Raw genomic sequence first — 21,035 nt, 5'->3', positions numbered from 1 at the left:
GATGAAATGAAATATTGGCTTTTATTCTTTGCGCTGACATTTAATTCCTGTCTGTATGCGAGTGAAGCAGCGTTAAATCAAATTTTAGTGCGCGTAATTAACCAAATTAATGCCATTATGCCTTTGCTAGATGAAGCAGAAAAGGAAGTAGATCCTACAAATCGCCTACAATTTCATATTGATTCTTTTAAGAGCGCTGATGGCAATTTCCATCCCGGCTTACGTCAGGATTTATTAGAAATTCGCAACACGCTAATTGACTACATTAACAAACCAGCAATAGAACCTAAAACAGTTAAGCCATTAGCGCTTGACTTTATAGGAAGATAGGCATGAACAAAGTAGATATTGCGAAGACATTTACAGAAAGTTTCAGACAAGCTACCGGTGATATAACTGCTAGCACTTTCTCAAGTTGCATTCGCTTTATCGCTATTATGCTCACTATTATCGCTGTCATTTGGTGCATTAATTATTTCATGGATAGCGCTGAAAAAGCGCAAGAAGGATTCCTCATTGTTCTTGGCTCACGCCTTGTGCGTTTAGTCATAGGACTGTGTCTTTTTATACTCATTTTAATCGTTAAGGGGAATTAACTATGAAAAATCAACTCAGCCAATTAAGACAATGGACACAGCGACTAAGTCTGAGCTTTATCGGCTTAAATTATGCACCAGCGTTACTAGCCGATAATTGGTTTCCTAAAGTAGCTAATGCAGATGACATCAGCGATGGTAATAAAAGTTTGATGACTGTTACTAGTAACTACGTCAAACAAGGTCTAGGTCTATTACTCTTTATTGCATCTGTTATTAGCTTCATTAAATTCATCACTACTGTGCAACATGGCATAGAAGAAGCTAAAAAGAACGATGGGTCAATGGTGTCATTCGGCATGTTTGCCGTTATGGGCATTACCTACCTCGCTATAAGTATCGTTGCGGGTTATGTCGGCTATCTCATGATCACTAAATTTAAAATTTAAGGCCAATATGATAAACCGACCTTCCTCAAGGCATCTATCTCACGATTATGAGGCCTATAAAGGGCTAAGCTTACGTGAATTATTTTGGATAGTTTTAATAGCGACGCCAACATCAAGTCTGTTATTAGTTTTTATTGGTTTACTTTTAGGCTATCCACTGGCTTTAGGATGCGTCGGTTTTTTATTGGGGTTCATTTTAGCAATAACCATTATTCCTAAATGGATTGCTCATATCAAAGCAGGCAAACCATATGGTTATGTCATGAAAAAAACACTTCTTCTTTTTATACGGTTAGGTCTTAAACGCTCACCTTATCTTTACTATCAAGGTGTCTGGCAAACAAGTAAATTGGTAGATCAACATGATGTTTAAATATTGGCAAAAAATTGACAGCCTAAATCAACTAAATCGCTTAATGCTAGCCTTCACTGCCTCATTGCTGGTGATAATTTTAGGGCTGATTATCACGCTTTACTCCTTACCAAAACGCTATGAATTCTGGCTTTCGCCTAGCATGGCAGCTAATGGCGGACTTATCAAAGCAGAACATATTCCAGCAGAGTATGTTCATGGATTTGTAGCGACCCTTATGCCAGCTTTAAACACGTGGTCAAATGGTGGCAAAAAAGAATTTTCTACTAATCTTGCCGGTTTTCACTATTATTTTACAACCCGACACCGCAAGCTTCTAGATCAAACGCTTAAAGCTTATAAAGATGCCCAGTTATTTAATAGGACACAAGTAGCAAGTCTTTATCGCTTTATTGAAAATGGTGATGTTAAACCGCTTGGTAATAATACCTGGGAAGTACACCTTGTTTTACGGATTACACAACGCCTAAAGAATAATAGTCCGGTTGTTATCGCTGATAAAGTAGTCGACTACCACGTACGTGTTGTTAAAGTTAATTTATCTCGTCTCGAGAATCCATTCCAATTAGCACTAGATGGCTACACTCAACCTGAAAAATTAATAGAAGACCTGCTTGCTAACCCCCTGGAGAATAAATCACATGATTCGATTTAAATTTTTAATTGCCTTAATGATGTTAGTTTGTAGCATTAATACATTTGCGCTCGATGCTGACCATGTTCTTTGGGATAAAACACCCATTCCCATAACGCTCTCCTTAAACGAAGAGCGGCTTATCCATTTTCCACAAGCCATTAGTATTGTTGATAATGAAGCCGATGAAAAAATAGCTGTACTGAAAGTACAAGATAGCCTTTATTTAAAAGCTAAAGAACCTTTTACTAATCAGCGCTTGCTAGTGCAACTGATGCCACAGGGCGACGTTATTATCTTAACTTTATCTGCATCAGAAAATATTGTAGCTACAAAACCGATTGACGTACTACTTGAAAGTCATAATAGTGAACATGACAAAATAGACAATACTGTTGATTTTGATTTTAACGCCGTTACACTCACTCGCTTTGCAATCCAATCTCTTTACGCGCCAGCTCGTCTTCTAATTATTCCAGAAGGCGTTAATCGCGTTCCCATGCAAACACAACGTAAAATTAACCTTGTTTACGGGGCAAGTGTTGCAGCCTATCCCTTAATTTCGTGGCAAGGTGGAAGCCTTTATGTCACTGCAGTTGAGTTAAAAAACCTATTAAAGAAAGAAATTACCTTAGATCTTCGTCGCCTGCTCGGGCATTGGCAAACAGCATCTTTTTACCCTACTAATACACTAGAGCCTCGTGGTGAAAATGATACTACCACTTTATTCCTCGTCTCCGAGCGCCCTTTCAATGATGCTTTTACTGCAGATAAGGAATTTGTGCGATGACAAAAAACTTAGGCCTAAAAGTACTAACAGGAAGTGTAGTTGGCATTACTGCTTTAATAGTCTTAAACAATCATCATGCAGTAACGCCAGCTAATGAACAAACAGCTAATCCCAATAATTTTAATGAAGCAATTGCCAGTCAATTTAATGACAATATTCGCGATGTTGCTGCCCGCTTACAAGAAACAGAGCAAAAGTTATTGTCTTTTGAGAAAGCGCAACAAACAGCAAACGATAAAGCCTTAGAAAGTCAATCCTTACCTGATGCGCACTTAATTGAAGAATTAAATACATTAAAAGAGGAAATACAGGCGTTAAAATCAGCTCGTGAAACAGAGTCTGAAGCCTATCCCGTTGAAATTACCCATGTCTCAAAACCAGCAACTAATACTTTGCTTAAAGATGTTGACCAACTATTGATGAAGCAAGAAAGTAATCAGGCTGAACAAGCTTACTGGGAACGTCTTAGCTCAAGACCGAAAACTATTACTAAGAAATTGATTTTTTCTAAAAAGCAGAAAGAAAAAACCACTATTCCTTATTATACCATTCCTGCAGGATCTGACTTAGGGCATACCACTTTACTTTCTGCCTTAATTGGCGAAGTTCCTGTCGAAGGAAAACTCATGCAACCTTTGTTTCCTTTTTCTGCGATTATTAATCGTGGCGACTTAATGGCAGCCAATGGTATTGCGCTTCCTCCATCTATTTCTGGCATGAAAGTAAATGGCTATGCTATTGGAGTTGGATCTTTTCTTGATAATATCAGCTGTGTACGAGCTTACGTTACCTCTGCTTTATTTGTTTTTACTGATGGCCACTTTGTAACGGTTGGCAAAGAACAGATGACCGGTACAGCGGATCTCATTAATAATGAGAGTTTAGGCTATCTAACTACTGCCTTTGGTAACCCTTGCATTAAAGGACAATACTTTACTAACGCCCCACAAGTTTTAACAGCCATGATTACTGCCGATGGCATGAAAGGCTTTGGCAATGCCTTATCACAATGGCAAATGTCTTATACCGCTAATGCCAATGGCAGTACTAGCACACCAACAGGCTCGTTAAGAAATTATGCACTTGGCGACGCCTTATCGCAAAGCTCTATAAAGGGCGCTGAGTGGCTTGAAAAGCGCATTCAAGGTAGCTTTGATATGGTATTTGTACCAGCCAGCTTCTTAACACCAGTCGGTTATAAACCGACCCAGTTATCACTTCATATCACCCAAACCATTCACCTCGATAAAGATGTCAACGGGAGAGTATTAAATTATGGTCAATCACAACAAACATTACATGATTTTAGTTTGCGCTAGTGCCCTCGCTTTAAGTGCTTGTGCGTCGTCTATCAAATCAACGCAACCCCTACCGGAAGGCGGCCTAACAGTTAGTGAGCTTTACCAGCAAAGTATTGAAAAACCCACACAGCACTGGTCTGTTAATATAGCAAAACCAATTCACTATTCTGGCTATACTCGCACAGCAGCTAATGAAATTAAATCACTCTTTAAACCCTTAGATAATCCACAAATCCCAATCTATGTCTTTCCACACATAGCATTGATTGGTGATGAGCAATTAATTAAGCCAGGTTATACAACTAGCTTTTTCCTATATAAGCAAAATCAGTTTGCTCTCGCATCAGAGTATTATTAAGGAGAGCTATGAAGCAATGGTTACAGTCATTAAATAACTGGTTGATTGGTGAATATAGCTCATCTCCAGTTACCGAGAAGGCGGTTAAAGTACGCTATCAAAATAATCTACCCTCTTTACCTGATCAATGGACTATTGTTGATTTCTGCGATAAAGAAAATCTTTTCTTGTTACAAGATGGCGTTAGTATTGGCTCTGGTTTTGAACTTGCCAGTATTCCAGCAGAAGCCTCCTCACCTGACCACCTAGAAGCAGTCTTTCAAAAGGTAAAGGAAACCTTTGCCACAGTTGTACCTATTTACAAAGAAGACCCTTGGGTTATGCAAATGTTTGTTAACGATGATTACTGTCTTAAACCAGTGTTAAAACACATTAAACAACATATTAATTCCAGCCTTATTGATGATTCCTTTACTCAGGATTATTGCAATCGACTGGGCGATTTAATGACTAAGATGACCAGAGAAGAAGGACTCTTTCATGATCCTAAAACAGGCATGCCTTATCGCGGTCGACGTCGGCGAATTCGAGTTTTGTTTTATCGGTTGTATCAACAGCTAGAGTCAACGAGAGAACAAGCGTTTGCTGAACATCTCGATGTTATAGCACAAATTGAAAATAAACTTCGTTCGCCTGGATTACAATTAAAACGCCTAACGGGTAAAGACTATTATTATTGGTGGGTGCGTTGGTTTAATCCAAATCCTCAATTAACGCAAGGAAATATAGAAGAACTGCTTGCTCGTTTTCCTTATCCCATTAATAAAAAACCTGCTGGATATACGCTTGCACAAGCTGTATTTTTTACGCCACCACAAAGCACGAATCAAGGCTTTATTTTTGATAGCTGCCATCATCGAATTTTATATGTTGATGGCTTACGCGAAGCGCCTGATATCGGCCTACTGTCTCGCGAGCGACCCCAAGCCAATCCTAAACATCGCTATGCCCTATTAGATCGATTACCAGAAGGAGCAACCTACACTATACAAGTTATATTTAGTCATGATGATGCCTTAGACGCACATTTAATACGCTTAGAGAAAGGCATTATTGGAACAAGCTTAAAACCAACCCAAGTAAAACAAGACATTAAAACAGCACGTGATGAATTAGCGACTGGAAACCGCTTATTTTGGGTGAATCAAGCTGTCTTATATCGAGCAGAAACCGAAGAAAAAGTGCTTCATATTGAAAAAGAATTAAAAGATCTATTTGTGGATGCCAAAATGCCACTTATACCCTCGCAACATGATTTGCATCCATTAAATAGTTATCTTTGTGCACTTCCTTTTAATTTTATTCCGACCTTTGCACGCCAATTTTTACGCTTTGATCGCTTATTATATGCTTCAGAGCTCGCAGCCCTATTACCTGTTTATGGCCGCAATCAAGGAGCAAAACACCTACCTTGCTTTACCTTTTTTAATCGATTAGGTGAGCCTGTTTTATTTGATTTATTACATACTGATTTTATTAGCCAAAACTCTCACTGCGCTATATTTGCTAATTCAGGTGGCGGCAAATCTGTCTTAATTGGCTGGATGATTAATTCATTAATGGCCATTAAAAGTGCTCGCATCGTTTTATTTGAAATGGGTAACTCCTTTGATCGCATGCTTATTCATGCTAAAGCTCATGGCAAAAATACCAAACAATTATTACTTAGCAATAAAAAAGGTGAAGCCGTTCCGTTAAATCCTTTTTGTGAGGCTTACAAAGCCATTCCTGAAATTACTGATAATCTAAATTCCGAGCAAGCCGCTTTAATTGCGCAAAAGATAATGGCTTTGAAAGAAAATTTGGAGCAACCGGCTAATCCCATTGAGCTTTCTTGTAATTATTCTCGCTCTTATCTTGCAGAGCTTGCTTTGGCTTTACGCACCATGATTACCGAAGCAAATACTTTGGAAGAAGAGCAATTTACTTTAGCTGATGAAACACTTTTAATCGAAGTCTTAAGTGATGCCATTTTAACTTCCTTTAAGAATGACATACCGCAAATGCTAACAGAGCATATCGTAGCTGCTTTTAAACGACGTATGGAGAATGAAACAGTTGCACGTAAAAAAGACCGAATTTTGGATATGCATGATCGCTTAAACAGTTATGTAATAAACAGCGCCAAATCACGTTTTTTTAATGTGCCTACAGATCCCTTAGGTGATTTTGATATCTTTCATATCGATATTTCGGCTATAAAAGATGAGCCAGGAAAACTAGCACTAGTGATGGTGTCTCTGCTGCCAAGAATACTTGGCATGGCAGAAGCAACCCAAAATGATAACCGCCCTACTTTTCTTTTTATTGATGAATCACATCTGCAATTTCAAATTCCATCAGTGGTTACGGCGTGTTTATTAGTAGCTAAAGTCGCAAGAAAACTAGGCTTGTGGCTTGCTGCTATTACACAGAACGTTACTGATATGAATTCTGAAAAAGCCACTAAAATTCTATCGCTTATTGAGACCTGGATTTTATTAGGTCTGGATGAAAAAGAAATTAATGATGTCAAACGATTTAAACAATTAACACCGCAGCAGGAAGCCTTAATCAGGGATATTGATTCACAAAAAGGCTTGTATGCAGAAGCTGTCTTGTTAGGTTCACGTTATCAGGGATTATTTCGTGTTATTCCACCTCGCTATTTACTTGCCTTACTTATGAATGAAAAAACAGAAAAGGCAGAGCGACATGCTTTGGAGAAAGAACATGATGTCCTTAAGGCTGCAGAAATTATTGCTAAACGCTTGGAAAACAAAAATCAAAAACCAAAACAAGAGGACTGCTTTTACAGCGATTAATCTAGCCATTTTAACTATAATGACTTGCTTAACCGCACAAGCTAAAGAAAGTATTAAGCCACCACATCCCGTTAATACGTTTACTATCGCCACACGCGTTTTAAGTAAAACATTAAGTAATTCCCATTATAAAATTATTGGTAGCTGCACTTGGGCAGAAGGAAAATTTCCACCGAAAATGGTAGCCGTTCCAGCAGTGGAACAATTCTTACCTGATTTAATTATAACTGTTGCTAATCGACCTGAGACCAATCCATGGATTGAGGCAAAAGCATTATTTGAAAATCCGGGAAGTCAAGCACTCTATCAGCGTGCTTATAAACTAGCTACTGGTTCTGATCTAGGTTTTGGCGATGATGCTGGCCAGATCAACAATATGCATATTAATGATGAGCGTACTCGAGTTGTTGATGTAATTGGCAGTCCTGCGGGATTTTATCAAATTCCTTATCTATCACACCGTGCAGAAACACATTATGGCTACCCGTATTATATCAGTGAAGCCGATGCTGTTTCAGATAGAACGGAAGTAGCAGAAATAGCTTATATGCTTACTCATCCCTATCTGCTTATTAATCATGATATTGGTAGCCTAGGAAATATCTGGGGACATGAAGTACCAAGGCTTATGCGCGTTACTCAGCCCTCACGCTTTCGCGCATCAGTGGTTGCTGCAATGCATGCTGCCGATATCGTTACCAATAGAAATAGCCTACACGTTACACAAAGCACTAAGAACTCATGTGGTAAAAACTGTGTTGTTGCCAATGTCACTTTTGATCCACGCCAAAAGCATGTTATTTGGCAAGAAGTTTACCCTAGAAATCGGAATATAAATGCTGCCAATGCAAAGGATTTCGGCAATGCTGATGATATAGCAGGTAATGGTAATTATGTTTTCGTGGTTTGGCGTAAATACCGTGGCTGCGTTCAGCACCGCGGTAAATACATCGCATCTTTATCCTTTCCAAAAGTTAAACACCCAGAAAAAAGGTAGGTGTAACAATGAAGCAGCCCATATTTTTACTTATTGCCAGCTTAACCTCATCAGCAGCCTTAGCTGGTTCATTTCTTCCTAATGAATCTGACTATTACTATAAATTAGGTGGTGTTTCTAATTTATATATTCCGCCAGTAAACACTGATCAAACGATAACAATTGGTGGGCATGTTAATAGTCGACTCGGCTTTACTTGCAACGGCTTTAATCCAGTGGTTTCCATTACTAATACTTTCCAGGATATGAAATCATCCGCTATGAATATTCCTGGGGGCATTATTGAAAACTTAAAAGGCTCTGTAGCCGGTTTTCCTATGTATAAATTACAACAATCAATGCCAGCCTTATATAACGTTTTACAAAACACCGCAGCTGGCGCACAAAATGAATTTTCAATTAAAGTTAAAGATTGCCAAGATGTTAAAAAAACACTAGAGGAAGGCCAATCACCTATGGAAAGTATGCTGTCTGTTTCAGACAGTCAAGGCTGGCTTGAAGCAGCTAAGCGCGCTAAAACCGGTAACGTAGATGTGCGCGAAACAGCTAAAACCATTGCTCAAAAGAGAGATGAGTATGGCCTACCTTGGATCGGCCGAGAAAAAGGTAACGCTGGTGGAAAATATCAAAGGCCAATTAAAGTAATTAATGATGTTGTCATTGCAGGTTACAATATTTTACTGAATCGAATCCCTCTGGATAATCAACAAGCGCCCATCGCGAAAATACCATTAACTCAAAGCTGGAAAAACCCCACTGAAGCAGCTAATTGGGCTGTGAAAGTTTTAGGCGATATTCATGTTAGTGCCACTGAAGATAAAACAAAAACAGCCTATCATGATGCTAAAGCCGGTATAGGATTATCAGCTCTATTACAAAGTTGCGATAGCAGCAATACATGCACAAGTAATGTCTCTAGAGCACTTTGGCAACTCGTTGATCGAAAATGGCCGCTTACAGAAGAAAAATTAAAGCTCGTTAGTGCCTCAAATCTCATGATTACAGATGAAATCATCATGACCATTCAGCGTATGTCACGAGAGGAGCAGATTTTAACTGTTTCTAAGCTTGCCGAAGAGATTGCTGTACAAAATATGCTAGATAAAGCGCTAATGATGCGTCGTATTCTTCAAGCAGGATTACAGGTTCAAGAAGTTCAAAATCTAAAACCCGCTTTAGATATGGTGCGCTTCGCACTAAAGAAACTTGACGATGATATCCATTCATTAGCTTTCGAAAATGAAGTCCGCAAAAAAATGATGACAGAAACGCTTGGTGTGCTAATGGATTTAAGACATCAAGGTATTGCTAAAGGCTTACCAGGTGACGACCACGAACAACCTGTTGTTAAAAATGGCGCTGTATACTTAAAACCTGAGAATAAGGGAGCTTGATATGGTTGTCTTTAGCCCTCTATCTCTTTATACCACCTACTTAGGCTGGCAACAGTATGAAATTTTATTTAATGCGCTCTGGCAAACAGGATTGCTTTATTTAGGGTTTTTAATGGTAGCTTATCGCTTTTTGAAAAATGTATTAGCTCCTTCTGGATCAACCCACCATGCGGCTGAATATGCACTAAATAATTTTCTCTATGAGTTAGCCGTTACTTTTTTAATCTGCGCTATTTTCGTTTATCCATGCGTTCCTTTAGAAGAAAAAGCCTTAAACTTTAAACCCATGTGTGGAATTAAAGGTAATGCTAAAACTTCTATCCTAAAAGATACCGGTACAACCTACGATGAAGCATTTGCAGATGTATTAACATCGAATGTCAAAATGCCCATTGGCTTTGCTATTCTACAGAATTACATGTCCGGATTAACATATAGCTTAATGAAAGTAACTGGATGCTCTGATAGCTTACAAGCCATAGAAGGCGATTTGATTTCAACGTATCTTCCAACAGATGTACGTGAATCAGCTTTAAAATTTCATCGACAATGTTTTCTAGAAGCGAGAAATAGTTATTACAGCGAATCTCAAGACAAAGCTAAAATTGATGACATTCTCAAAAAATACGGTGGTGAGGAAGATCTTAAATGGGTAGGATCAAAAGTCTATCAAACGCTTTACTACGATAAAATTCACGCGCGCCAACCTGTTCCTGGATTTAGCTTTAAAGAAGCACCTAACAGTAATTTAGAAAATGCCGCAGAACGCGGTGATATTGATGCGAAACATCTACCCGACGAAGGCTATCCAACCTGTAATCAATGGTGGTTAAAACTTCGCAATGATTTAGTGCAAGTGGCTAATAATGCAAGTGTCTTTGACAGTCATCTAAACTACTTTGCTGTCTTAGATAGGGTGCGAACCTTTAAAAACAGCCATCCTAAAGCATGGAACTCTAACCTAACTTCTGAAGATTATATTGCCAAAATGTTGCTAAATGACAGCCGCGACATGCAATCTAATAGTGTCAAAAATTTAATGGATAACACCAATGGCGCATTCAGTAGCGTTATTACCCAAAACCTAGTTAATGCAGGACAATGGGCCAAATCCTGGACAGCAACCCCCTTAAAAAGAGAAGCTATTATGCAAACACTTCCTGTTATGCAAGCGTTTCTTTATTTCTTTTTAATTATTATGACGCCTATTATTCTAGCTTTAAGCGGCTATAGCCCTAGGGCGTTAGGTAGTTTATGTGGTTTATTTATTATGGCTATCTTTATCCAATACCTTTGGCATTTAGTGGGCTTTGTGGAGAGAAGCGTTTTAGATCCACTTGGCAAAAATGAGGCCCTGTCTGCCATGCGTAATATAGCGGTGATGTTTTATTTTATCGCCCCTTTCTTATTGTTAAAGCTTTCAAGCCATTTTGGTGGTGAAGCAAGTGCGGGTCTTATGGGATTAATTAATGAAGCTAACGTTCACAGTGAAAATGCCACTCATGCCGGTACTCAAGTTTTAAGAGCAGGTGCTAAAGTAGCTAGTGCAGGAAGATTATAAGAGATCGCTTTTTATTGCTCTATTGTATTCTGCAGCATTTATCAGACCTTTTTTATAAAGATCTTGCGCTTGATAAGGTAAATAGCGCGAATTAGAGCGACGATCTGAAGCAAATAGACATACTACCTGTAGTAGTAAAACTAACATTTTCCAAAGGATTTTAAATGCCGTAGAGGCCATGGATTGATGACTTTTGATAGGCTTAATCATAAGGAGACATTCCATGTTGTATTATTTACGTTCAACCATTATAGTCTTAATTAAATTTCTTATACCAGCCTTCTTGCTTTTCTTACTTATTCCGCAAGTACTACAGTTAAGTAAGCCTTTACAGGCAGCCCAGCATTTTTTACAAATTTATCATGTCCATTTTCTAATAAGCCATCTTTTATTATATTTAGCGCTTTACCTTTTTTGGCCTCAATTTATTCAAATTATTATTAATCGAAAAAACTATGAAGTTACCTCGGATCAACTAAAGCTAGCATTACGTAACCGCTGGTCCTTGTTAGTAGTCTTACTCTTTACTGAAATTTTATTTTGGTGGAGGTAGCCACATGGCAGATTATCCAGTTGAAAACTTGCTTCGCGAACCCACTGAACTTTATACTAGTTTGACCTGTGCTGCGCTAGCTTTCCTTGCACTACACAAACCTCATCTTTTTCTTTTAACACAAAGCATGGGATGCTATGCAGCAACAGGACTAAGCTGTTTAAGTTTATTAAGAGGCTTGCAAGGCTTAAAAATTAAACGATTTCATTGGCGTTTATTAGCAATGCCTTACTACGCATTGTCTACTATGCAAATTCCCTTATCAAAAAAATGGTTATTCCTAGGTAAAGGTTTCCGCTGGTTGCCGCACCACACTCAACGTTTACATCAAATTAAGCAAATCAAGAACGAATCGTTTATGCAGCGCAGTAAATACTATCGAGCTGCAAGAGAATACTGTCAGAATCACGAAAACACTTACTTAGCTAAATGGCTTAATTACCCTTCCAGATTAAACCCTTTTAGGCCAGATCCACCTGTCGGTGGCAGCCCTTTTCTGCATGGTTTAGGTGAAAAAGATTCATCAGTGTATATTCCGCAAGAGGTACGCGTAGGACATACTTTTGTTGTCGGTACAACTCGTGTAGGAAAAACAAGGCTTGCAAGTATTTTAATTAACCAAGATATTAGAAATGGCGACGCAGTTATTGTGGTTGATCCCAAAGGCGACTTAGACTTAGTTCGCGATATGTATGCCGCTTGCGAAGTATCGAACAGATTAAATGATTTCCGTATTGTTCATTTAGGCTTTCCAGACCTATCTGCCCAATACAACCCTTTAAAAAATTATGACCAAGTTAGTGAAGTCGCAACACGCATTACAGATGCTATTGCTGCTGAGGGTGAAGGCAAACAATTCGCAGCCTTTGCCTGGAAATATATCAATATTGTAGCCATTTGCCTTGAGGAAATGCAGCAGCCTATTACTTATAAATCTATTGCTTTTTATATTAGCCGTTTAGATCAACTACTGATGGCTTATGCTGATGCTATTATGCCAAATCGCTATTCAAACTATCACGAAGAAATTGAGATCATTCTTAATCAATCTGAGGAACGCAGCCACCGAAAAAGTAAGAACAATGCCCCTATGGATAGAACAAAAGCAGTCATTCAATACATTAAAGCACATATCAGCAAAACAATCACTACCGGTAACGTTGAAAGGCTACATGATCAGATTTTAATTGATCTTTATGACGCAGCGATTATGGATAAACATTACTATGACAAAATTACCGCCAGCGTTGGCCCTGTTCTATCTGAAATCAACAAAAGCAACGCATCTAGTATTTTTTCTTTTACTCAAAGTGATAATGAAATTGAGTTAATGACAGCAATTAAAAACACAAAAGTAATCTACATAGGCCTGGATAGCTTAACCAATCCGAATATTGCCCAAGCAGTTGGCAAAGCATTTTTATCTGACCTAGTTTCAACTGCAGGTAAGCTCTACAAAGAAAGCAATACCCACTATCGCTTAAATCTTCACTGTGACGAATTATCCGAAATAATCCAAGATTCGTTTGTAAAAATCCTTAATAAAGCTGGAGGCGCAGGTTTCCAAGTCACCGCTTACGCGCAAACATTACAGGACATAGAAGTATCTCTTGGCACAAAAGCAAAAGCAGAAGCGGCTAAAGGTAATTTTAATACTCTAATCATGCTAAGGGTTAAAAATGAAGAAACGGCTAATTTATTAATCAAAGTATTACCACAAGTAGGTGTAGTTGATCATACACAGGTGTCTATGGTGAATGACACTCCGCACGGAGAGGACGATGTTTATTTTAATACAAATAATGAAGATCGAGTTCAAACCTCTTCTATTTCTATGATTGAAGTGAATGACGTTATTTCTTTGCCTAAGGGACAGGCGTTTGTTTTGGTAAATGGCGGGGAGATTTATAAGATTCGGATTCCGTTGCCTTTGAGTTCAAAATTGCATAAAGATAATAGCAGTATTATTAGCAGTGTTAATAGGATAATATTCATGAGTGTGAAAAAATCATCTTAAATTTTGAGAGATTATTTGATGGATTTTGAAGTTTACTGTGATGAAAATCATCCAGAGCTATTTTCCTCTAAACTGCCAACAGCACAATATCTAATGATTGGCAGCCTATGGTTACCAACCAATTTACGTGAAGAGTTAAAAAATAAAATATGGAATCTTCGTAAAACCTATAATACTTGGGGAGAAATCAAATGGCGAAAGGTTAACTATTCAAAATTTTCATTTTATGAGAGTTTAATTGACTTATTTCAAAGTTATGGGAATGAACTGCGATTTCGCTGTATTGCTATCGATAACAATAATTTTGATCAAAGTTGGCATAATAATGATCATGAGCTCGGTTTTTACAAATTCTATTATCAGCTCATACATCATTGGATTTTGGACTTTAATCGATACCAAATTTTTTGCGATTTAAAAACTAATAGGGATCTGACCCGTTTAAAGGTACTAAAAGATTGTTTAAAAAATTCTAACTTAACTGCTGATATTAAACAGATCCAGGGTTTGCCCTCCAAAAAAGTGGTCTTAATTCAGCTTACTGACTTACTATTAGGCATCGCTTCAGCGAAAATAAACAATACCTTAACAACAGGAGGAGTCAAAGAAAAATTAGTCCAAAAAATGGAAAATAGTTTAGGTAAGTTAATTGAACCTACCTATAGAGGAGAAAGCAAGTTTAATGTTTTTAAAATAAATTTACGTGGAGGTTGGTAAATTGCCACAGCCAGCCTTACTAATACTTAACAGCATTTTAGAATATAAAAACCATTATGAGTCTATCTATTGTCGTGCTGAAATTTTTACAGTGGATAATATTAGAGTATATTTTAAGCCACAAAGATTTGGTCATGCTTTTTATGAAAATTCAGAACGCCGGCAAGGACCTAAAGATCAATTTTCTCCTGAAAGAGCTCAAAGAATGGATTGGATCAAATCAACTTTGATGCACCCTGATGCTTTATTATTTTTCGGATGGAATAATGAAAAAAAAGTTTATGAAAAATCAAGGAGAGTTAGCGTCATTTTTGAAGATTTTGTAGTTATTATTGAACTAAGCTTCAATAATAACAATGTATTAAAAGGAAATTTCATTACCTGTTATCTAGCTAGTAATAAAACTATCAACTCTATTAAAACATCACCACTTTGGAACAGAGAACAATGTATTGAGTACTTAAAAAAGAATGGGCGCTGATTCGCTACGCTGGCTCAGCTGACCGAAGCCTCGGTAAGTTCAAATGCCGATAGGCATTGAATCCTAATAGAAATTATATAAAATTTACTGTTAAAAATCAAATTTATACTTTTACATTATATAAGCAAAATGTAACCTTTTTACGAGGTTTTCAATATACACCAAATAAGATGGAACTGAAAATCCTTGTGTCGGTGGTTCGATTTCACCTCTGGACGCCATTAAAATTAAGCACTTACATAAACTCTTCGAAATTCAGAATTTTCCATGTAGAAGCAATGTAGACAGATTATTTCCTCTATTGGAGTAGAGCCCAATTTTCCTCAATACCACAGTATTTTTCTTATCTGTAATTTTTATATTTTCCTGATGCCTTAACTATAATTTATATAAGAGTATAAATTTCTTTCAGAAATTTCAAAGGGAGAGCAATTTAAGGAAATAAAATGAATTGGGATATAAATCTTGAGGGAAAAGCTCTACAAATTGCCAGAGTAAATAATACCCCACTACGTGTTATGGCAGGACCAGGAACTGGAAAAAGCTTTGCAATAATGAGACGTATCGCTCGACTAATTAATGAGGGCGCGGATCCAAAAGGTATTTTATCAGTAACTTTCACTAGAGCTGCTGCAAAAGGTACTGTAGATGATTTAAATAATATGCAAATTGCTAACTGTAAAGAAATTAATTCAGGAACATTACACTCTCTTGCCTTCCAGATATTAACTAAAGAAGATGTTTTTAGTTTCTTACAAAGATCGCCAAGGCCCTTAATCACATCACCTAAACGCGGAATTCCATTGTTTGAAGCAGCCCCTCTTCTAAAAGACTTATTAAATGACAATAAGAAATTTGGTAATATAACAGAATGTAAAAAAAGAATTTCTGCTTTTGAGGCAGCATGGGCAAGATTACAATCTCAAGCTCCAGGATGGCCCACTGATCCAATCGATCGCATATTTCATAACAACTTAATTAGTTGGCTGAAGTTCCACCAGGGCATGTTAATTGGGGAACTAATACCACTAACTTTAGAATATATTCAAAAAAATCCGCAATGCGATGAACTTAATAGATATACCCATATTATTGTTGATGAATATCAAGATTTGAATAGAGCTGAACAAGTCCTCTTAGATGTTTTATCAGAGAATACTAATTTAGTAATTGTCGGTGATGAAGATCAATCAATCTATGGGTTCCGCTTTGCTCATCCAGAAGGAATAAGAGAATTTAACCTAACTCATGCAAATACTCATGATGAAAATCTTGAGGAATGCCGCCGCTGCCCAAAAAAAATTGTAAACATCGCTAACAACTTAATACTAAATAATCATCCTGATGGAGTTACCACAAGGCTTATTCCTCGAAATGATAATCGCGAGGGTGAAATTAATATTATTCAATGGGAAAGTCTTGAAAAAGAGATAGAGGGTCTCTCAGAATATATTAGTTATCTTATTTATAAACTTAGCTATAAAGCAAAAGATATCTTGGTTCTTACTCCTAGGCGGCTCACAGGATATGGTATCAGAGACAGACTTAAATGTCATAACATAGAAGTTCATAGTTTTTATTCCGAAGAAGCACTCGAGACAGAAGAAGCTCAAGAATCATTTAGCTTATTTAGACTTTTAATTGATCAGAGAGACCGGGTAGCTTTAAGATATTGGCTTGGCTGTAAAAGTCCTAGCTGGAATGCTGGTGAATACAAGAAACTTAGAGATTATTGCGAAACCTTAGGCGATCATCCTATTGATACTCTTAGAAAAATTTACAAAAAAAAGCTTACATTATCAGGAATATCGAAAATCTTTGAGCGTTTTAAAATACTTGAAGAAAAACTTACTTCTATGGGCACTTTATCTCCTGTAAAAATAATTGATTTTCTCTTTCCAGAAAATCAAGAGTGGGCAAAAATTATCAGAGAAGCCTGTTTATGGAAACTACAAGAACTTGAAAATAATTTAATCATATCAGGTAATGATAAGCTTAAAGAAATTTTTAATTATTTACAAAATATAATTACTCAGCCTGAAATGCCAGAAGAAGGAGAGTTTGTGAGGATTATGAGTTTACATAAATCCAAAGGTTTAACAAATAAAGTAGTGATTATAACTGGATGCGTCCAAGGTTTAATTCCATTTATTAATCAAAATGAAAAAGCTCACTCTAAAATTAACAGCCAGATTGCCGAGCAAAGAAGGCTATTATATGTAGCAATTACAAGACCCACTGATATATTAGTTCTTTCTTCTTTTAAAAAGATTAATCGAGCAGAAGCGTACAGATTAGGAGTTAAATTAGGAAACTCTGGTACAAAGCTAATAGGTAATACCATAACAAGCCAGTTTTTTAGTGAATTTGGACAAGCAGCCCCTCCATCCGTGAAAGGAGAGCAATGGATTAAAGACTTAATTTAGAAATGGCTGACAGAATCATCTAAAATTTAACTATATTAATAAAGCATAAATATTTCAGCGATGAGATTATTACTAAAATGGGAATAACTAATTTTTTTAAGGCAATCCAAGATATAGAAAATAATTTTTTGCTAAATTCAGCAACAAAATTTTATAAAAAACAAATAGAAGACAACCAAAGAATCTCTGAAATCTATATTAAAATATTAATTCCATTTTTTAATAAAAGAGGTTGGTATATTTCTGGAGAATTGTATAACGAGCAGATAGTAAGCTTAGCCAAGGCAATTAAGGATATTGGCAAAAATGGAGATGAACAGCAAGAATATAAAATAGAAGAAGCATTAATGGAGTTCGTTAAACATCAACTAATGAAGAAAGAAAGCGAAATATATACAACTTGGCCTCATAGGGCTGAAATTTTAAAAACTACTATTAGTGCACATAAAGAATCTAATTACATTTTATGCATTCCTGTATTGTTAGCTCAATCTGATGGAATCTGCCATGATATGTTTGGATTACATATCTTTACTCAAAAAAGAGGCAAGAGCCTCTCTGAGAGGATAGGAGAAATTAAAAATTCAAAAATTAATACATCTCTCATGAAGGCCTTTTTGGAGTTATTATCAAACCCATCCAGCATAACTGCAAATACAAAAACAAGAGAGGAAAGGCAGCGAGCTGACAAGTTATATGGCCCCATTAATCGCCATGGGATTTTACATGGCATTGATTTAAATTATAACAGCGAAGCTAATAGTTTAAGGTGTATAAGCTTGTTATTCTTTTTAAAATTTTTACAAAATTCATATTTAATGGATAAGTTATAGAAAATCAATTCTAGCTGCGTCACTGCAATTTATATGCAGTGACGCAGAATAAACGCCTTGATTTTACCGCGTAAAATCAACACCTTTAACCATTTTGTCCGATCCCGCCAATTGGGATTGGACAAAATTCTTTCTAAAATCTCTTGCGAAGCAAGCTCCACTTTGTTAATTTGAAATCAGCATAACTGATGAGCCAATGCAATTCTGGCGAAACGTCATCTGACGTCTTATGCAAAGCCACTTCTTTCCCTAACTCTGTGGCTAGACGTTTAAGTCGGGAAACCCATCTAGGATACTCTGTCATTCGACAGGAAAGCTCCCACGGGAGCTTAAGTCAACTTATTTCAATTTGACCATGGACTTGTATGACAAGGCCCATTGTTTTGTCATTTTCTTTAATCATTATTAAACAAGGAGGAGATAACTCTAAAAAAACTGTTGTAATTCGGCGAGTTCGTTTGCCTTATAACGATTGATTTGCCCCCTACTTCGAGCTTTATGGCTTTGGCCAGGTTTCATCTTTGAGTGAGCCGCTCGACCAACACTAAACCAAAGACAGGGCAGATATATTATTGATAGCGAATAAAAGAATGAGAAAATACAACTTAAGACAAACTGCCAATCAATATTTAAAATTAGCTAGTCAAGGCAGCTATAAAGAAAGAAAACAGCAAGCTTATGTCATTCGCAAGATGATAGATGATTTGTACACGGTTGGTGATGTGCCACCATCTTGGAACGCACTTCAATCGCTCCATATTCATAAATTAATAGCCTATTGGAAAAGAAGTAAATTACGAACTGGCACGATTATGAATCATATGACTATAGTCAGGCGTTACTTAAAGAGCATTGATTGCTCATTAACGAATATAGATAATAAATCGTTACAATTAAGTAAAAGCCAAAAACGTCGTAGAAAGTTAAAACTTCAGCATGACCATTGGAAAGAGTGGGATATACAGATACCACGCTTAATTATGGCGCTTCAAACAGAATTCGGCCTTACCTTTCAAGAAGCTATTTACGTAAAACCTGAAATTCATATCCAAGAGGATAGTCTCTGGATAACCCGCAATATTTCCTTTAATTCTCTGGATAGAACTATTCCTATTCGCAATGAAACACAAGAGACTATTCTCTCTGAAATTAGGCAGCTAACTCAGCGAAAAGCTATTGTTGAATTTAACGGTTATGAAGAAACCAAATTTGCCTGGCGAAAAGAACTGAAAAAGTATGCCTTGCCACTCAAAAAATCATGGCGTTACTTATACGCAAAACAGATGTATCAATATCTTTTGCCGATATTAGGGAAATATGAAACCTATTGGTTAATTCGTAGTGAAATGGGCATTAAATCCCGGGATTCGTTATGGAGATACCTTAATGAGTAAAACTAAACTTAAAAACGCTCAGTACTCCGTTAATGAATGCCTAAAAAAAATTCATAATTACTCTTACGCCAGTAAAGCAGATATGAAGTACATGATTAATCGCTGCATCAAAGACTTACACGAGCTTGGCTATAAGTTAACACATATCAAAGGGTTAAAGCCAAAACATATCTACATCTTGGTTGAACATTGGAAAAAACAAAATAAAAATCCCGCTACGATTAAGAACTATATGGCTAAATTACGTAAAATAGCATCTGTCTTAAAAAAGCCTGAATTAATTAAGTCAGATAACAGCGCTTATCAAATTAACAAGCGACACTATGCCCCTCAATATAATAAAGTAATAAATAATGTCGATTTCACGAAATGTTCAGATCCGTTGATTCGTTTATCCTTAGAGGCTCAGTCTCTTTTTGGCCTTCGCCGCGAAGAATCAATAAAAATTATAATTAGCGAGGCGTGGCAAGGAAGAGACTTAGTAATTAAACCTAGCTGGACTAAAGGAGGTATTGGCCGCACTATTAAGCTAACAAATGAGCAGCAAAGACAGTGGTTAGTTAAAGCTATGAAACAAATACCCCTTGGCTATTCTTTAATCCCGCCTGGAAAATCTTATAAAAGCCACTTATCCCACTATCATGAAGTCATTGCCAAAATGGATTTAAGTAAATGCCATGGACTTCGATATGCTTATGCCCAAAGAAGATACCTTGAAATAACCAAACATTATGACAAAAATGGCCATGGATTACTTTGTCCTATTCAGGGAGGGAAACACTATAGAGAGCTGAGCTTCCTTGAAAAAGATTGGGACAGACTTGCAAGAGAACGCATTAGTCAAGAGCTTGGGCATTCAAGATTGAGTATTACTAAAATTTACCTTGGCTAGAGCTTTTAAAAAATTTTTAGTATCAAATAGGTATATTTAGGTACAACCAGAGCACCCCCATTGCTTTTCTTTTTTTGCTTGTTAGAATAAAAAAATTAACACAGCTGATGAGCCGGTGAGATCCTGGTGAAACTAGGTTTCCTAGTCTTGTGATAATGCCATCTTCTTCCCTAATTTATGGCAGAACGTTTAGTCGGGAATATAGTTAAATGCTGCCTTTGTAGGATTTAACTCATGGATTAAGTTTAAGTACTTACACTCTAGGAAGGCTTACGCCTAATTTCATTAATAACTTGGCAAAATCAACCGATGAATCGGTGCAATTTTCTTTGCATAACCCAAAAGGGATTGACTCTTCCCTTCTGGGAAATCAATTCCTTTTATCAAAGGAGCGATACCATGCAACCAGCAAACTCTGTTGAACGAGAGATTGAGCATTTACTGGCTGAATTAATTTATTGTTTGAATACCCTGCGCCAATTTCGTGAGCAGTGGTCTTTAGCAGAAATTAAACAGCTTGACCTC

Annotated in this window: 22 protein-coding genes; 20 read left to right on the top strand and 2 right to left on the bottom strand. The window is 37.0% G+C overall.

What is annotated here, in order from left to right:
* Positions 1-6: 6 nt before the first annotated feature.
* Genes E1P04_RS15545 through E1P04_RS15490 form a run of 12 tightly spaced genes read left to right on the top strand, consistent with a single transcriptional unit; the run spans position 7 to position 11,197 of the window.
* Positions 7-330, top strand: a complete 324-nt coding sequence (locus tag E1P04_RS15545; protein WP_131783804.1) for an RAQPRD family integrative conjugative element protein — start codon at positions 7-9, stop codon at positions 328-330.
* A 2-nt stretch (positions 331-332) separates the two neighbouring features.
* Positions 333-596, top strand: a complete 264-nt coding sequence (locus E1P04_RS15540) for a hypothetical protein (RefSeq protein WP_131783803.1) — start codon at positions 333-335, stop codon at positions 594-596.
* A 2-nt stretch (positions 597-598) separates the two neighbouring features.
* Positions 599-985: a hypothetical protein gene (locus E1P04_RS15535; RefSeq protein WP_207386047.1), complete on the top strand. Its 387-nt coding sequence runs from the start codon at positions 599-601 to the stop codon at positions 983-985.
* Positions 986-995: 10 nt separating this feature from the next.
* On the top strand, positions 996-1,358 hold the full coding sequence (locus E1P04_RS15530) for a TIGR03750 family conjugal transfer protein (RefSeq protein ID WP_131783824.1): 363 nt from the start codon (positions 996-998) through the stop codon (positions 1,356-1,358).
* On the top strand, positions 1,351-2,013 hold the full coding sequence (locus tag E1P04_RS15525; protein WP_131783825.1) for a DUF2895 family protein: 663 nt from the start codon (positions 1,351-1,353) through the stop codon (positions 2,011-2,013). Before E1P04_RS15530 ends, E1P04_RS15525 begins: the two co-directional genes overlap by 8 nt.
* Positions 2,000-2,782, top strand: coding sequence for a TIGR03749 family integrating conjugative element protein (locus E1P04_RS15520; RefSeq protein WP_131783802.1), 783 nt, complete (start codon positions 2,000-2,002; stop codon positions 2,780-2,782). Before E1P04_RS15525 ends, E1P04_RS15520 begins: the two co-directional genes overlap by 14 nt.
* Positions 2,779-4,101 (top strand): TIGR03752 family integrating conjugative element protein, encoded by a 1,323-nt coding sequence (locus E1P04_RS15515; RefSeq protein ID WP_131783801.1) that lies wholly within the window; start codon positions 2,779-2,781, stop codon positions 4,099-4,101. Before E1P04_RS15520 ends, E1P04_RS15515 begins: the two co-directional genes overlap by 4 nt.
* A complete protein-coding gene (locus E1P04_RS15510) occupies positions 4,058-4,441 on the top strand; it encodes a TIGR03751 family conjugal transfer lipoprotein (protein WP_131783800.1) in 384 nt (127 codons plus the stop codon). Before E1P04_RS15515 ends, E1P04_RS15510 begins: the two co-directional genes overlap by 44 nt.
* An 8-nt stretch (positions 4,442-4,449) precedes the next feature.
* Entirely contained in the window at positions 4,450-7,245 is a 2,796-nt protein-coding gene (locus E1P04_RS15505) for a conjugative transfer ATPase (RefSeq protein WP_131783799.1), read from the top strand.
* Positions 7,246-7,264: 19 nt separating this feature from the next.
* A complete protein-coding gene (locus tag E1P04_RS15500; protein WP_131783823.1) occupies positions 7,265-8,242 on the top strand; it encodes a TIGR03756 family integrating conjugative element protein in 978 nt (325 codons plus the stop codon).
* A gap of 8 nt (positions 8,243-8,250) precedes the next feature.
* Positions 8,251-9,636: an integrating conjugative element protein gene (locus E1P04_RS15495; RefSeq protein WP_131783798.1), complete on the top strand. Its 1,386-nt coding sequence runs from the start codon at positions 8,251-8,253 to the stop codon at positions 9,634-9,636.
* Position 9,637: 1 nt separating this feature from the next.
* The gene (locus tag E1P04_RS15490) at positions 9,638-11,197 is read left to right on the top strand and encodes a conjugal transfer protein TraG N-terminal domain-containing protein (protein ID WP_131783797.1); all 1,560 of its coding nucleotides are present in this window, start codon (positions 9,638-9,640) and stop codon (positions 11,195-11,197) included.
* On the opposite strand, the gene E1P04_RS15485 is transcribed toward E1P04_RS15490, so the two are convergent.
* Positions 11,192-11,407, bottom strand: coding sequence for a hypothetical protein (locus tag E1P04_RS15485; protein WP_131783796.1), 216 nt, complete (start codon positions 11,405-11,407; stop codon positions 11,192-11,194). The two genes, E1P04_RS15490 and E1P04_RS15485, sit on opposite strands and share 6 nt — an antisense overlap.
* A gap of 13 nt (positions 11,408-11,420) precedes the next feature.
* On the opposite strand from E1P04_RS15485, the gene E1P04_RS15480 reads away from it, so the two are divergent.
* From E1P04_RS15480 to E1P04_RS15455, 6 genes are all read left to right on the top strand, one after another.
* Positions 11,421-11,750, top strand: coding sequence for a hypothetical protein (locus E1P04_RS15480; RefSeq protein WP_131783795.1), 330 nt, complete (start codon positions 11,421-11,423; stop codon positions 11,748-11,750).
* A 4-nt stretch (positions 11,751-11,754) separates the two neighbouring features.
* Positions 11,755-13,767, top strand: coding sequence for a type IV conjugative transfer system coupling protein TraD (gene traD / locus E1P04_RS15475; RefSeq protein ID WP_131783794.1), 2,013 nt, complete (start codon positions 11,755-11,757; stop codon positions 13,765-13,767).
* Between the two features lie 18 nt (positions 13,768-13,785).
* A complete protein-coding gene (locus tag E1P04_RS15470; protein ID WP_131783793.1) occupies positions 13,786-14,484 on the top strand; it encodes a DUF3800 domain-containing protein in 699 nt (232 codons plus the stop codon).
* A complete protein-coding gene (locus E1P04_RS15465; RefSeq protein WP_207386046.1) occupies positions 14,471-14,965 on the top strand; it encodes a hypothetical protein in 495 nt (164 codons plus the stop codon). The genes E1P04_RS15470 and E1P04_RS15465 overlap by 14 nt, the downstream gene beginning before the upstream one ends.
* A 446-nt stretch (positions 14,966-15,411) precedes the next feature.
* Positions 15,412-17,391 (top strand): UvrD-helicase domain-containing protein, encoded by a 1,980-nt coding sequence (locus tag E1P04_RS15460; protein ID WP_131783792.1) that lies wholly within the window; start codon positions 15,412-15,414, stop codon positions 17,389-17,391.
* A gap of 77 nt (positions 17,392-17,468) precedes the next feature.
* Positions 17,469-18,224: a hypothetical protein gene (locus E1P04_RS15455; RefSeq protein WP_131783791.1), complete on the top strand. Its 756-nt coding sequence runs from the start codon at positions 17,469-17,471 to the stop codon at positions 18,222-18,224.
* A 133-nt stretch (positions 18,225-18,357) separates the two neighbouring features.
* Here the strand turns inward: E1P04_RS15455 and E1P04_RS15450 are convergent, their stop codons facing one another.
* Complete coding sequence (locus E1P04_RS15450) at positions 18,358-18,528, bottom strand: hypothetical protein (RefSeq protein WP_242604488.1); 171 nt, start codon at positions 18,526-18,528, stop codon at positions 18,358-18,360.
* Positions 18,529-18,814: 286 nt separating this feature from the next.
* Between E1P04_RS15450 and E1P04_RS15440 the strand changes: the two genes are divergently transcribed.
* Together E1P04_RS15440 and E1P04_RS15435 are read left to right on the top strand one after the other, a co-directional pair.
* Positions 18,815-19,618 (top strand): phage integrase N-terminal domain-containing protein, encoded by an 804-nt coding sequence (locus tag E1P04_RS15440; RefSeq protein ID WP_131783790.1) that lies wholly within the window; start codon positions 18,815-18,817, stop codon positions 19,616-19,618.
* Positions 19,611-20,510 (top strand): phage integrase N-terminal domain-containing protein, encoded by a 900-nt coding sequence (locus E1P04_RS15435; protein WP_131783789.1) that lies wholly within the window; start codon positions 19,611-19,613, stop codon positions 20,508-20,510. The genes E1P04_RS15440 and E1P04_RS15435 overlap by 8 nt, the downstream gene beginning before the upstream one ends.
* Positions 20,511-21,035: the final 525 nt, after the last annotated feature.

Origin of the sequence: Legionella gresilensis, assembly GCF_900639865.1 — a bacterium.
GTDB classification, from domain to species: domain Bacteria; phylum Pseudomonadota; class Gammaproteobacteria; order Legionellales; family Legionellaceae; genus Legionella_C; species Legionella_C gresilensis.
Note: the sequence above shows the minus strand (reverse complement) of the source record. Positions and strands in the feature narration are given on the sequence as shown.